We start from the raw sequence: 15150 nt of genomic DNA, 5'->3' as shown, positions 1-15150 counted from the left end.
ATGTATAAGGAAAATTTCTTAATAGAAAATAAAAAATATTTTAATAAAGATATTATTTCTGAAATTGAAAGATGATTTTTTGGTGAATTAAATAACGAAAATAAAAACATTATTGAAAATAACATTATTGAAAACAATTTTTCAATTAATCTTATGTGAACTATTATTTCCATAACTAAATTAAAAGAAATTAAACACATATTTTTTAAAACTATTAATGATTCAAGTAATATTGAAAAAAATGAATTATACAAAATTAAAACAAAAGAAAAATTGCCAAACTCTAGTGAATTTTTTATATTAGAAAATACTGATAAAGCTGATATCGCCTCAAAAGAATATGCTTATGAAAATATTAAATCAAAAACAAAAAACAATGAAAATATTAATTACTTTGATTCAAAAATTGAGTTCAATTTTTTAAAAAAATTAAAAGAAAGAATTATTAATAATAATGAAAATAGTAAATACAAAATAAAAGTATGAACAAAGAATCCTGTTTTTCACGGATTATATTTTGAATACTTAGATGAGGCGGCAAGTATTGCTGCTTCATATCCTGATTTTGTTATTAAAGTAAATTCAAATAATATAGACCATTATTTTTATATTGAGGTAAAAGATATTAATGATGAATCAAATAAAGTTAAAAATATTATAAAAGGATATGAAAGATATTTTGAAAATGAAAATATATCATTATTTGAAGAACCTGATAAAAATAATTTAACACTTATTTTAGCTAAGGTAGAAAGAGAAGAAAATAGTCAAATTATCTTTGAAGGTTCAAGTTCCAATAAAGAAATTAAAAAAATATTAAACGAAAATAAAAATAAACGAAGATCTATTTCATTTTTAAATGAATTATTCGAGAGTATAAAATAAATATCAGAATTGCAAAATTATTCTTTTGCGATTTATCTTTTTTATTATTTTTTATTTACACATCATCTTAATATAAATATCATAATTTTATTAGATACTTATTAAACTAAATAAATAATATTTAACATTATATTGTGTCATATAAAGTTTTTTCTTGATATTTCATTCAATATAATAAATATCATGTTTACTTATTACAAGATATGATATTTATATTTTTATAATGCATTGTTTAAAGGCAAATATATATTTTATATAGATATATACTATAATTAGTATATATATTAAGGTTTGGTTATTTTATAAACTAAAATAAAACATTAAAAATACAAAGAGAATATATGTTGGAAAATAGTAAAAAAATAGTAGATGATTTCTTGAATAACTTAGTGGAACACGAAAATAAAACTACAACTTTTGACGTTATTAAAAAGCGAAATTATGACATGAAAAAAATAATAGAAATTTCTAATTTAGTAAAAGAGTTCAAAATAAAAAAAGTTAAGTTCAAAGCAATTAATGATTTGAGTTTGGATATTTATAAAAATCAAAATGTTGCTCTATTAGGAAGTAACGGGGCCGGGAAAACTACATTAGTTGAAATGATAGTTGGTATTTCAAAACCAACGAGCGGGAAAATTAAATATTTCTTCGATAAAAATGAAGAAAACAATAGTAATGGGAAGATTGGTATTCAATTTCAAGACTCATCATATCCACAAGGATTAACCGTTAATGATGTTATTAAATCAGTTAACAAAATATATGGAAATATAACTGATGAAGATGAATTAAAAAAGATTGAAAAGATATTCGGGATTGATGAATTTCTTAATAACAAAGCCGCATCATTGAGCGGGGGGCAACATCAAAGATTAAATGCCCTATTAGCTATTATTAATAAACCAGAGTTATTAATCTTGGACGAATTAAGCACTGGGCTTGATATTAAAATTAAAACAAGACTTATGTACTTTTTAAAAGATTTTATTAAAGCTAACAATAATACACTTTTACTTGTTTCTCATGATATAAATGAAATAAAAACATTAGCAGACAGAATTGTTATCATCAATAAAGGAAAAGTAATTTATGATAAAACCAAAGAAGAAGCTGAACAAGAATTTGGTTCTGTTGAAAAATGTCTTGATTACTACATTTAGGAGGTGTTATGGTTAGAAAAGATACATTTACTAATTATGAAAAAAATAAAAATAACAAAACAGTTAATAATGGAACTTTTTTAGGTATTTGAAGTATTATAAATAAACATTTTTGGAAAGCTTTTGTAGGACCTTTTTTTGCTTTTGGATATCCAATAGTTTTTACAATCATTTTAGGTACTATTTTTAATTATGAAATGGTTCTAGGTAGTACTATAAGTATTGGCCCATTAGCTATAGCTTGTGTTTCTTTACCTACAGCGATTTTTGAGTTTAAAAAATCTACTCTATTAAAAAGAATTGGGGCAACAAATGTTAAACCGTTAACATTTCTAATTTATATAGCGTTATATTATTTCATAATTATGATTATTTCAGGTTTGTGAACCATGCTTGTTGCTTTAATAATATTTGGTAGATATTGAAATGCGGGAAGAATAGAACAAACATCGGCTATTGATTTAAATGGTGCTAAAATAATTATAGATTTTCACATAAGTAGTTTAAAAAGTATCTTTTCAAGAATTGAATGGGTTGGCTATTTATATAGTTTTGTAATCCTTACTTTTGTAAGTGTTGCTGTCGGTTTATTTATTGTTAGTTTTTCAAAATCTATATTAATGATTCAAGCTATTGGTAGCTCTTTACTAATAATTACAATGTTTTTGAGTGGACAAGTTTTACCATTAGCACAAATAGCTAATGTTAAAAGTATGTGATATTTAGCATATATTACCCCCTTTAAAAGTCCAATTATTCAAAACACAATGGCGTTTCAAGGTCGGGCAAATTTATCAACCATTTATAACATAAATAATATTTCAGCATCGGTAATATTGAATGATTTGAAAACACCAATAGAAATGACTAATAACTTTAGTTCTCAAAGTTCAACTATTTATTCTATAGCAGATATCTCTAATTACATTAGAAGTGTCGGAAATTATGCTAATGCTCTTAAACAATTAGAACAAAAACATGATTTGGCCGGAATTGCTGCATTAACTTCTTTAAAGGATTCCATTTTTACTCAACCAGATGTTTTAAGTAAGACATCTAATTTAGGTATTCAATTTAATTCGTATAATATTTTTAAGGTGAATGAATGTTATAAAACTATTAATGCTTTAAATACAACTCCTCCGATCATATTTGATTATCATTCATTAAAACCGGCTTTAGAAAATTCTAATCTTGGAAAACTTATGAATAATGACAATTTTATTAATGAATTTAAATTTTTCAATAATTCATTAATAGAATTGAACCATGGTAATTTAAATAAAGATTCAATTATAACGATAGGATCGGTAATTGAAAATATTTTAAATTTTATATTACCATTTGTTTGAATTATCGTATTGATGGCCTCTGCTCAAAAATCATTTAGTTGAAATACAAGATAATAATTTTAAAATATAAAGAAATTTAATAGTTTTTTAGTTAAAATCGTAAATTGATTTAAATGATATATAAAAAGAAGAACTAAAAAATGTTAATTAAATAAATTGTAATTTATATCATCATAAATCTAAATTCATATTTAATTTATTAACCATTTATCCAATATTTAAATGTTTAATAGTTTATTATTTTCTACTACAAATATGTCATTAACGTAAATAAAAATGAGGTTCATTTTTACTCGATAAATTCAATGTACATAATTATAAATTTCCAAAAAAACTTTAAGATTAATTAAAAGATCATGTTCTTTTTATAAAGAATATATTTAGAAATTTAAATAAATAAAATATATTAATGAGTAATAAGTTATGCGGATATAATATAGTTTGCTATTTGATGAGGCTATATGATTTGTGGTAAAATTCAAAAATCTAATTTAAAAACCATCTTTTTATATAATCTTGTATTAGAGATATTTTGTTTGAAAATAAAAAAACAATAAAAAATTAATAAACAAAAAAGGAAAAAAATGAAAAGAAAGATTACAAAAATAAAATTATGTTTAATGAGTTTACCAATAATAATTATTGGAGCTAATTTATCTATATCATGTAAAAATGATAATAAACCGAACACTAAAAACAATGATGATAGTGAGATAACGGATATTAAAAAACCAGAAATTAAACCTCAACCTACTCCCGTGATATCCAAGCCTGCGCCATCTGTTAAAAGAGAAAAATCTGACAAACAAAAAGAAATTTATGAAGAATTTTTAAAAATTTTTAACTATAAACAAAATAAAAAATTTGATAAAAAAAATTTATTTAATGGAAATGGTTTATTAATACATGAACGTGCTAAGAAGACATTAGAAGAATTAAATGAAATTTTTAATAGTAATTATGATTATTATGAATCTTCTGTTGATAAAGACTTTTATCGTTTAAGTCTAGAAGAATTTTTAGCGGAACAAAAAAAATCTGCAAGCAACGACAATGATTTAAAAATTGGTAAAATTATGCATTTAAAATATTTACTTAATTTTTTAAATATTGCAGATGCAAATCAAGCCCGTAAATTTAGTTATTCTTCTAAACAAACAAATTCAGCAAACCAAATTTTGGATGAAATTGAAAGTTTTATTAGTTATCAAAATGATAATAAAGATTTAGTTTTTGATATTGCTGATGCATATAATATTAAGCCCGATGAAGAACTTCTTTATGTTAAAGAAGGTGCAACTAATGATATAAAAAATGTTAGAAAAGCTATGTTAAAAGAGGGTTTTTTAAATATTCACTTCATAGGAAGTGATATTCCGGAAGAAAGAAAAAAATATTATGATAATATTTATCGCACGATTCATAATAAAAGTCGAGCAAATTCTCAAACAAATATATATGCCGCCTATTATAAATTATCTAGCGATTATTTAGGGTTATGAGGTTTTTTTAGTTCATTAAGTGATTCTAATGATGAAAAACTTTTAGATGGTTTATTAAATGATCCAAAATATTTTGGATATGATGGGACATATAACAATAATATTTATAATAAATTTTTAGGATTAGATGATCAACAAAGAATTATTTTGAAATCCATAAATACACCTAATAGATATGCAAAAAAAGAATATCAAGCAATTAAGCAAATGGCTATTGATAATCTTCCTAAAATTATTTCTAATAAATTTACAAACGAACAAAAAACAAGAGCTATTTCTAATTGAATTATGCATAGATTAAAATATGCATGAAGGGAATTCGCCGCAGATAAAACAGCATCAAATTGAAATATTCGTAGCCCATATACTTTAACTAATGACATTACAAAAACATATTTAAAACACCTAAAAGGTAAAGGTGTATGTGAATCTTATTCTAGACTTTTCTTACTATTTACCACATTTGCTGATATTAAAGCTAATTACATAACGGGGCTTGCGGGAGAACCGCATGCATGAAATAATGTCTTTGATGATAAAACAAATTCATGAAAATATGTTGATTTAACCTACACAGATAATAGTGATTATGAGTTAGCAAAATTAAAAAATCAGCCAATGAGTTCGATGTTATCTGATACAATTGTTCCATATTTTTACAATAGGAAATTAATATTTAGTGACTGAGAAAATTTTGCTAAATTTAATAATAATTACAATAGAAATATTTCTTTATATATTAGATTTACAAATTATGTTAGATCATGATTTGATAATAACGATTATTATCATTTGCCATCTTTAAAAAATGAATTACGTTATCCAAAAATTGACTATTTTACTCCACGTTCTTTTGTATTAAATCCTGTTGATGTAACAAACAAGTCGCCAATTAATGTAAATCCTGTTCCATCTCCCGTTAAACCAAATCCAGTAAAACCCGTGTCACCAAAACCATCTACTAAGACTAAAAAAGAAGAACAATCAAAAAATCATACTTCATCATTAATAACCGAATTAAATGAAAAGCCTTTTTTGAGTTCTTCAAACCCTGTTCATAAAAATATTGAACCAGAAGTTGACGAATCATGAAGAAAAGATAATAAGGCAAAACTAAAAAATAATTTTGATTTAATTTTTTCTAAACCGATTCATCCCACAAATATCAATGTTCAAACAAATATTCCAGAAGAACAAGAAATACTTGAGTATTGAAATGAATTAATTAATTTATTTGGTTCGCCATCAGATAACAATGAAGATTATTCATTATCAAGCATAGCTAAATTCAATTGTGATATATATCAAAATAATTATTTATATTTGACTAGTTTATTTAACTTTTTCGATTCGCAAACAAGAAATAAAATGGATTTAGACATTAATTCTAATGGTGTTATTGAATTTGATCACACAAAACAACATTTTGGTTTCATTTATAATTATTTTTTAACTGAACCTAATTCATTTAAAAAATTTGTTGATTTTTGTAAACAATATGAAAAAGATTTTTTACATACAAATATTTACTATGTGAAGCAAATAGTTAATGATATTAAAAAATTTGTAGAATTACAATGTAGAAATAGAGACTTAGCATTTGATCCTACTAAAGATGGTTTTCATTTTGATATAAATAATTTCGATTTTATTAATAAGGCTCCAAATGAACAAATTAAAAAAATAAGACAAGAGATTTTTGAAAACGGTGGTCTTTATGATTTGAATAATCCATCAAAAGTGAGAGATTATTTTTTCAATAATCCTGATTGAGAAAAATTTAAAAAGAAGTTTGATAATAATTCCGAAATAAATGGAATAAAAATTCGCGACAAACATTTGCGACTTGCATGAATGAAAATAAATACAACATTGCTAACTGGTATATATGGTTATTTTAATGCTACTGCCGAATCTAACGATGGTAACGTTTTAGCAATGTTGGGTAGTCCGGAAGTAAAGGGAACTAATATTGTATATAGACATAAAAAATCTGAATGAAAAGCATTGCGTCAATATGTAATTGATTCATTACCTTATATTATTTCTAAAAATTTTACTCGAGAACAAGCCCTAAGGAGTTTACATAATTTTATTATTTGAAGAATGAATTATGATTTTGCTAAAACAGCTAATGAAATAAAAACAAGAAAACCAGATTTAACTATGAGAAATCCTGCTGTTTATTCATTAACGCCAGAAAAAAACAAAAAAGTTTTAGGGGTATGTGAAACATATGCTAGAGTTATGGCACTATTTTCTCAATTTTTAAATTTAAATGTAATATATACTACTGGTGATATTAATTATTATGATGTTAATAAAAATGAATATTCATCAAAGGCATTTACGAAAACAAATCAAGTTGAACCTCATGCATATAATATGTATTATTCTAATAAAGATAAAAAATTCTATTTTATTGACCTAACATGAGATGATATAAATGATAAAAATATGCAATTAGAAAACATCACAACAGCATTTAATAATAGCGATGTTATTCCTTTTAAATATACTTATTATTTAAAAGATTGAGCAGATTTTGCATCTATGAAAGATCCAATTGATGGTAAAACTATAGTGAATAAAAATAAAACTCAAATCATAAGAAGCCTAGACATGCATTTCTATTTAATGTCTGAATGATTTAAAGAAAATAATTTAGATAGAAAAGATTGTGAATTTAGGATTCCCGATTTAGATACACAACACGAGTGAAATTTTAATTAAATTGTTTATAAAAAAACTAGGTTATCCTAGTTTTTTAAGTCATTGTCATAAAAATATTATTGATGAAAAACAATAAAATTTGCAAGAAGAAAGTTTTGTCCGCAATGTAAAACATAAAAAATTAAACAAAAAATAAATAATGGATAAAATTTACCAAATGAGTAACTAAAAATTTATGTAAAAATATATAATAACCAACCATTAATTACAAATTAAGCAATCGTTTTGTTGTTGCGGGTTTAAAACTCTTTATCTATGTATTTATTAAATTTTGGTTTTATATTTCATTATATTAAAAGTTTTGAATCATAAAATGATAAAAGCGAATTTATGAGTCTATTTATCTTAATTTTTATTTTCATATTAAGTCCTTTTATTTTTTATTGCATAAATTTATATAAATTATAAAGAGGATTAAAATTTAATAAAATCTAATAAATTATTTATCTTATTAAATAACTATATAATATATAATTAATTAATAAGTTCAGGGTAAAAATGAAAATATTAGTTATAAAAGAAAGTTATATCAATAAATCTGGAAATATTTATAATCATAATTATATTAATTTAGCTAACATAAAAAAATCAAAAATAGTATTTAATAATAAAACATTATTTTTAACAGATAAGGTTAAAAGACAATTGAATGAAGAAAAAATAGAGAAAAATACAAACTCTATTTATATTTTTAAAAACAATGATTATTATGGACTAATAGCTGATTTGGATATGGAAGAATATAAAAATAAAAACATCATTTCTCATGAATTGGTATACCCTAATATAATACAAGGAATGATTAGTAATACAAATTTATATAATTCTGAAGCAAATCCTGTTTTTATAACTTATAAAGAAAACATTAATTTTGAGGAAATAATTAACAAAAAAACTTATGATAAGAAATACGATTTTGGTAATATTGTTCTTTATTTATATACTAAAAATGAAGCTAAAAATATTATAAATAAATTTAAAAACATAAAAAAAATGTGAATTGCTGATGGACATCATAGATTTTATTCAACTTCTTTTTTAAAAAATAAAAAATCTATCTTAACCTGTTTTATGTCATTTAATCAAATAAAAATTTTATCAATACATAGACTAATTAGAAATGTCGATGGTCAAACATTTGAAATGGGTAAAAAGTTTATATCTAAATTTTTAAAAATTAGTGATAATAACGAATTAAAAAAAGGATATGTTCGAATAACATATCAAAATAATTCGTTTATTGTTAAGCTAAATAATAATGATGATAATATGTTTTGAAACAATGATATATATAAATTAAATACACAAATCATTACTACAGCTTTTAGAATTCAAGATTTAGGATGTGTTGAATTTATTCCTGATTATGAATTAGAAAAAGTAAAAAACATTATGAAAAGTAATGATATTTTAATAGAAACAGTTCCAATTGATGTCAATAGTTTTATTGAATTAGCTAATCACGATTACATTTTGCCCCCTAAATCAACTTGCTTTGTACCTAAATTCCCATCGTTTTTAGTTTTTAAGAAATACAAATAATTGGAGGAAACTATGAAAGCGATTATTTTAGCGGCCGGAACTGGTAGTAGATTAAAAAATATAACAAATAATAAAACAAAATCAATGGTAAAAATAAATGATATTTCACTAATCGAAAGAATGTTAACCATTTTAGATAAGAAAAATTTTTCTAAAATTGTCATTGTTGTTGGATATAAAGCTGATGAATTTAAGCAATTTATTAAAAAAATTAACATTAATACTAAAATCGAGTTTATTGAAAATATACATTTTAATAAAACAAATAATATTTATTCATATTATCTAGCAAAGAAAGAAGCGATAGAAGAAGATCTAATTCTTTTAGAGTCTGATTTAATTTTTGATGAAAAAATTATAGATTTATTAATTGAAGACAAAGAGCAAAATTTAATATTGGTAGATAAGTTTAAACCATGAATGGATGGAACTTGTTTAGAAATAAATAAAGATTGTAAAATTAAAAATTTTATAGATAAATCAAAATTTTTATTTTCAAAAGCGAATAATTATTTTAAGACAATAAACATTTATAAGTTTGGAAAAAATTTTTCAAAAAATGTTTATTTCCCCTATTTGGAAAAATATATGGAAAAGTATGGAAAAAATGATTATTATGAATCTGTTTTAGAAAATATAGTTATTGATCAACCAAACATATTAAAAGCAAAGATTATTAATAATAGTGATAAATGGTATGAAATTGATGATGAACAAGATTTAGAAATAGCAGAATCTATTTTTTCAAATGGCGAAAAAAAACTTACAAAATTCCAATTAAGATATGGAGGATATTGACGCTATCCAAAACTCATTGATTTTTGTTATTTAGTTAATCCTTATTTTCCTACACCAAAAATGATTGATGAAATTAAGTATAATTTTTTAAATCTTATTAGTCAATATCCATCAGGGATAAATGTTAATTCTAATCTTTGTGCAAAAATTTTTAACATCGATAAAGAACATATCGTTGTAGGTAATGGTGCTGCAGAATTAATAAAAATAGTGATAGAAGATCTTGAAGGTAATGCGGGTTTTATAAGGCCAACATTTGAAGAATATCCAAATCGTTTTAAAAAATTAAATCCTGTACCTTATTATCCAAACAATAATAATTTTGCATATGATGCAAATGCGATAATAAATTTTTTTAATGACAAAAAGTTAAAAGTTTTTATATTAATAAATCCTGATAACCCTACTGGTAATTATATATCTAAAGAAGATGTTTTAAAAATAGCTAAATGAACAAAAGATAATAATATTTTCTTTGTTTATGATGAGAGTTTTGCGGATTTTGCAACTGAGGAAAATAATACATTAATTAATGATGAAATATTAAATGAATTCAATAATATGATTGTTATAAAATCAATTAGTAAGTCATATGGAATACCTGGCCTTAGGTTAGGGATTTTGGCATCAAGTGATGAAAAAATAATTAAAAAAATTAAAAAAAGTATTTCAATTTGGAATATAAATTCATTTGCAGAATATTATCTACAAATATACGAAAAGTATAAAAAAGATTATGATTTAGCAATAAAAAAAATTAAAAAGTCAAGAACAACATTTGTTAATAAATTAAAAAAAATAGATCAATTTAGAGTTATTCCAAGTGAAGCAAATTATGTTACTATTGAATTATTAAAAGGAACATCAAAAGATTTTTGTATTGAAATGTTAAATCATAACATCTTTATAAAAGATTTAACGCCTAAAATATTAAATACAAAAAAACAATGAATACGTGTAGCAATAAGAGATGATTCAGATAATGGTACTTTTATAAAAAATGTCCAAGCATTCTTTCAGAAAGGGTTTAATGACTAATAAACAAATAAAAGTTTTGGAACTTTTAAAAGAATTTATTGAAATAGCAGATAAACATAACCTTGAATATTTTGTATTTTATGGAACGCTTTTGGGCGCCAAAAGGCATAAAGGGTTTATTCCTTGGGATGATGATATAGATTTAATAATACCTAAAAAAACATATGATTTTTTGTTAGAAAATTATAGTCATAAAATTAAACATAATTATAATAGTAATAATTTTTTATTAGTTTCTAAATTTTCTAATGATAATGATACAAATATAGATGCTGTGTTTCTTGATTTATTTGTAGTTGTAAAAACTAATAAAAAAAATATAAAAAAGTTTCTATCATTAAATACCAAAATACGTTATTTAAGAACATTTACTTATCGTAGAACTTTTAAATGCCAATGAGGTATAAAGTTTTTGAAATGTTTTTTATGATGAACATTATTATGAAAAAAAATCTTATTTAATGATGCTTGAGAGCAGCTTTATGATGAAAATGGAAATTTAGAAATGATCATATTTTGACCATCAAAAAAAGATGTATATTGTAATGTTTATAATGAAATTGATTTTTCAGATTATGAATTTGAAAAATTTGAAGATATCAAAGTTAAAATTCCTAAAAATTGAGAAAATGCCCTTGTAAAAAATTATGGAGTCAATTGACAAATTCCTATTAAATTTAAATTATCAGAACATTTAGGAATGTATGATATGAATGTATTTACAACAAAAAGAAAAAAATAGAATTACTTTTATTATCAAATTAAACATTTAATGGGTGCATAACTAAATAAATTTAAATACAATTTTTAATATATTTTTATTATATTTAGTATCGCTAAATTATATATTTTTGTCTTTTGACCTATATTTTTTTTAGAAAAGAAAATAAAATATTAATTTTATAGTTTATTTCAAGAAAATCTAATTTAAATTTATTTAGAAAAATTTTTCATTAGTTTATCTATGTTTTTGCGCTAATTATCAAAATTTGTGTTAAATATTTATTTATATTGAGGCTATGTTTTTTGTGTTTAATTACTTAATTTACACTATAAAGTATTTTTACGTTTCATTAAAATAAGTTAATTCTTTAAAACTTAATTTATATAAAATTTTATTTTTAATGTCTTTTAAAAATGAATCAAATAAAGAATTAAAAGCTAATTCAACGTCATTTTTTAATTTTTCCGTCTTAAAATTTAAAAAATTAATAAAAAATAACTTTAATTTAGAATTTTGACTATTTTTTCCTAAAACAGATGTTGCATGGTTCATTATTGTAAAACTCTCGTTTTTTATAACATCGTTTGGTGTTTTATGAATAGTTGTTTCAATGATATATTGAATATTTTTTCTTTCATCATATCAATCAAAATCTGGGGATCCACCTTTTGCTGTAAATAAAGGGATAAGATTGATGTCCATGCTTGTGTGACAACTTTTTCTAAATTGAGTAACAGTCAGTTTTAATTTATGAGCAAAAAATAAGTTAACCATATACTCAGCAATTATAGAATGTTGAATATTTTTAAATTCATTATTATATTTTGCAGCAATATTAAAATTACTTTCCTGAATGCCTTCCAACACCTTTTTTGTTTGTTCAATATCAAGAGGAAATTTTACTTCATTAAAACATTTTGGTTTATAAAGATTGCTTGAATAAATATTTTCTTCATTAATTTTCTTTAATAAATCTAAATCAATGAATTTTAATATATCTCTTTTTGTAATTTCTCTAATATTTTTATTGTAAATAATCTTTAAATCATACATTTATCTAGAAAACATATCTTCATATTCTTTATCTATATTTTCTTTAATTGATAAAAATTTTATATCTTTTAAAAATTCTTTATTAGTATGATTATCAATATAATTGTTTATTAAATTTACATAATTAATATTTTTTCATTTTTTACGAATTTTTAGTAATAGGTTAATGTATTTAAATTTTTTTATTGTTAAATAATATTTTTTTCATGTATTTTCATCTAATCTTTTATTATTTTGTATTAACTCACTAATCTTCTCTAATAATTTTAACTCTTTAGGCGGTTTCCTGAAAATCTTTTTTACAGTCTGTATTTTTTCTTGTTTTCATATCTCTTCCAAAATATGATTTTCATCCATTTCATACAAATTATTAAAAGAATCTTTTTTATAGTCAAAAACCGAAAAAGCCCACCTAAGTTTTTTTATGTTAATTTTGTAATCTAATTCTTGATCAATAATGAAATTTATCATAGAACTAAATTCATTCCAATTTAAATACATTTTTTTTAGAAAAATATCTTCTTTACAAGTTTTATTACTAAAAAAAATTTCTTTATCAATATTTAAACTAATTGGGTTATGTTTTAGAAAACCTCATTTTTTTAAATGTCCCGAAATAAATTGAAATCTACTTTTTATTTTTGAATCATTATAATTATAAATTTCATCTTGTCTCACATGTTCTATAAATTCCTGATTTAATTTGTTTAAATTAATTTCTTTATTTTCTTTATTATTAAGAATATCGCACATTCAACCAAGTATTGAACAATAATGGGGAATTGGTTTACCCGTCCTCATTTCTGTCCCTCCAAATTTATTAAAACTATCTTTCTTCATAATTTGTTATTAACACCTCTACATCCTTACCGATGTTTTTTCTTTGATAATTTGAATATTTATAGGTTTTATCTAAGTAATAAACATTGTATTTTTTAGATCAATTAATTAAATTCATATTATTTTTGCCATTTGAATAAAAGACATTTGATAGAGCTCATTTTATTTTTCTATTATTTAATTCTTCTAATAAATTTAATAAATCATTTTCTTCTTTATTGCTTCAAATATTGTTATAAGTAGCATTTGTAATAAGGTATGGTGGATCAAAATAAAAAAATGCATTTTTATCAATTTCATCATTTTCTAGAAGTTTATAAATGAATTTAAAATCATTATTTGTAAATTGAACAGTTTTGTGTTTTATTTTTGAAACATAATCTAAAAAAATTCTTTTTCTATTAATGTTGAATTCTTGTTTTCCGGCAGGTATATTAAATTCATTTTTCTTGTTAAATCTAATTTGACTATTAAATCCTAAAAAAACCAAAGTTAAAAGCATAACTTTAGCTTTATATTGATTTTTATTAATTATTTGATTGTAATGTTTTTTGAGTAGATTATAATTTTCTTTATTTATTTGTTTTTTATTATTTTCAATTTCTAAAAATAATTTATATTCAGAAATTATTTTTTCAATACTATTAAGTATTTTTATTTCATCTTCTTTATATAAAAATTCAACTAAAGAAATTATGTGTGGATTAATATCGTTAAAAACATATTTTTTACTATTAATATACCCTAAGAGCGAGCCCCCCCGCAAAAACATCAAAAAATTCACTAATATTTTTAGGGAAAATCTCTAGCATTTTGGGCGCTAATTTATATTTATCGCCAAGATAATATAAAGGAGATCGAGTCATAAAAGAATTATTATTCATTGAAAAAGAAAATTTCTCAATTCTATTTTTTGCTTTTTTAAAAAAAATTTCATTTATTTCGCAACCATAAAAATTTCTTTTGCTTTTTAAACATGCAATACATGTGGAACCCGAACCCATAAAAGGATCAAAAATTAAATCATTTTTATTGGTATGAATTTTTATAATTTGTTCTATTAAATTAACCGGTTTTTGTGTTGGGTGAATTTTTTCATCTGATTTAGCAACAATAGAAACTTTATATTCTGGCCTTAAGTATTTTTTAGATTTGGTTTTATTAAATGTTCATTTTTTATTAGTTTTTGTTGCTCATAAAGCAAATTCATAATCTGTAACATACCTTCTTTCAATGTTTCTTGGCATTGGATTATTTTTAATTCATCTAATAATATCCTTAACTTCAAAATTTAATTCTTCTAAAAAATTAGCGATAACTCCTAAGTTTTTTCAATCATTAAAAATGATAATTGATCCCCCTTGTTTTAATAAAGGTTCAACCTCTTTGATTCAATATTTTTGATCAAAATTAATATCTCATTCTCCAAAATGAATCCCTGCTCTTCCTAATGTTTTAAAATTATTTTTTCTTGAAATATTGTAAGGAGGATCGGTAATTATTGCGTCAAAAATAGGTGA

Annotated in this window: 9 protein-coding genes and 1 pseudogene; 7 read left to right on the top strand and 3 right to left on the bottom strand. The window is 22.3% G+C overall.

Annotation, left to right across the window (positions count from 1 at the left end):
- From T380_RS04400 to mf1, 7 genes are all read left to right on the top strand, one after another.
- Positions 1-885: hypothetical protein (locus T380_RS04400; protein ID WP_027334427.1), on the top strand; the 885-nt coding region annotated here is incomplete at its 5' end.
- Between the two features lie 341 nt (positions 886-1226).
- Positions 1227-2048, top strand: a complete 822-nt coding sequence (locus T380_RS0103050; protein WP_084259846.1) for an ABC transporter ATP-binding protein — start codon at positions 1227-1229, stop codon at positions 2046-2048.
- Positions 2049-2056: 8 nt separating this feature from the next.
- Positions 2057-3454, top strand: a complete 1398-nt coding sequence (locus T380_RS04030; protein WP_156930203.1) for an ABC transporter permease — start codon at positions 2057-2059, stop codon at positions 3452-3454.
- Between the two features lie 530 nt (positions 3455-3984).
- On the top strand, positions 3985-7635 hold the full coding sequence (locus T380_RS0103040; protein ID WP_027334425.1) for an Mbov_0119 family protein: 3651 nt from the start codon (positions 3985-3987) through the stop codon (positions 7633-7635).
- 498 nt (positions 7636-8133) lie between these two features.
- A complete protein-coding gene (locus T380_RS0103035; protein ID WP_027334424.1) occupies positions 8134-9177 on the top strand; it encodes a DUF1015 family protein in 1044 nt (347 codons plus the stop codon).
- Between the two features lie 12 nt (positions 9178-9189).
- The gene (locus T380_RS0103030) at positions 9190-11013 is read left to right on the top strand and encodes an aminotransferase class I/II-fold pyridoxal phosphate-dependent enzyme (RefSeq protein ID WP_027334423.1); all 1824 of its coding nucleotides are present in this window, start codon (positions 9190-9192) and stop codon (positions 11011-11013) included.
- Positions 11006-11755, top strand: coding sequence for a diacylglycerol cholinephosphotransferase Mf1 (gene mf1, locus T380_RS0103025; RefSeq protein ID WP_027334422.1), 750 nt, complete (start codon positions 11006-11008; stop codon positions 11753-11755). The genes T380_RS0103030 and mf1 overlap by 8 nt, the downstream gene beginning before the upstream one ends.
- A 321-nt stretch (positions 11756-12076) precedes the next feature.
- On the opposite strand, the gene T380_RS0103020 is transcribed toward mf1, so the two are convergent.
- The 3 genes and pseudogenes from T380_RS0103020 to T380_RS04520 all read right to left on the bottom strand — a co-directional run bounded on the left by T380_RS0103020 (position 12077) and on the right by T380_RS04520 (position 14877).
- A complete protein-coding gene (locus T380_RS0103020; RefSeq protein ID WP_027334421.1) occupies positions 12077-12790 on the bottom strand; it encodes a hypothetical protein in 714 nt (237 codons plus the stop codon).
- Complete coding sequence (locus tag T380_RS0103015; RefSeq protein WP_027334420.1) at positions 12791-13630, bottom strand: hypothetical protein; 840 nt, start codon at positions 13628-13630, stop codon at positions 12791-12793.
- Positions 13617-14877, bottom strand: a pseudogene (locus T380_RS04520) (Dam family site-specific DNA-(adenine-N6)-methyltransferase). The gene T380_RS0103015 and the pseudogene T380_RS04520 overlap by 14 nt, the downstream one beginning before the upstream one ends.
- Positions 14878-15150: the final 273 nt, after the last annotated feature.

This window comes from Mycoplasma elephantis ATCC 51980 (assembly GCF_000687815.1).
Lineage (GTDB): Bacteria > Bacillota_I > Bacilli_A > Mycoplasmatales > Metamycoplasmataceae > Mycoplasma_H > Mycoplasma_H elephantis.
This window is presented reverse-complemented; position numbering and strand designations above follow the sequence as displayed.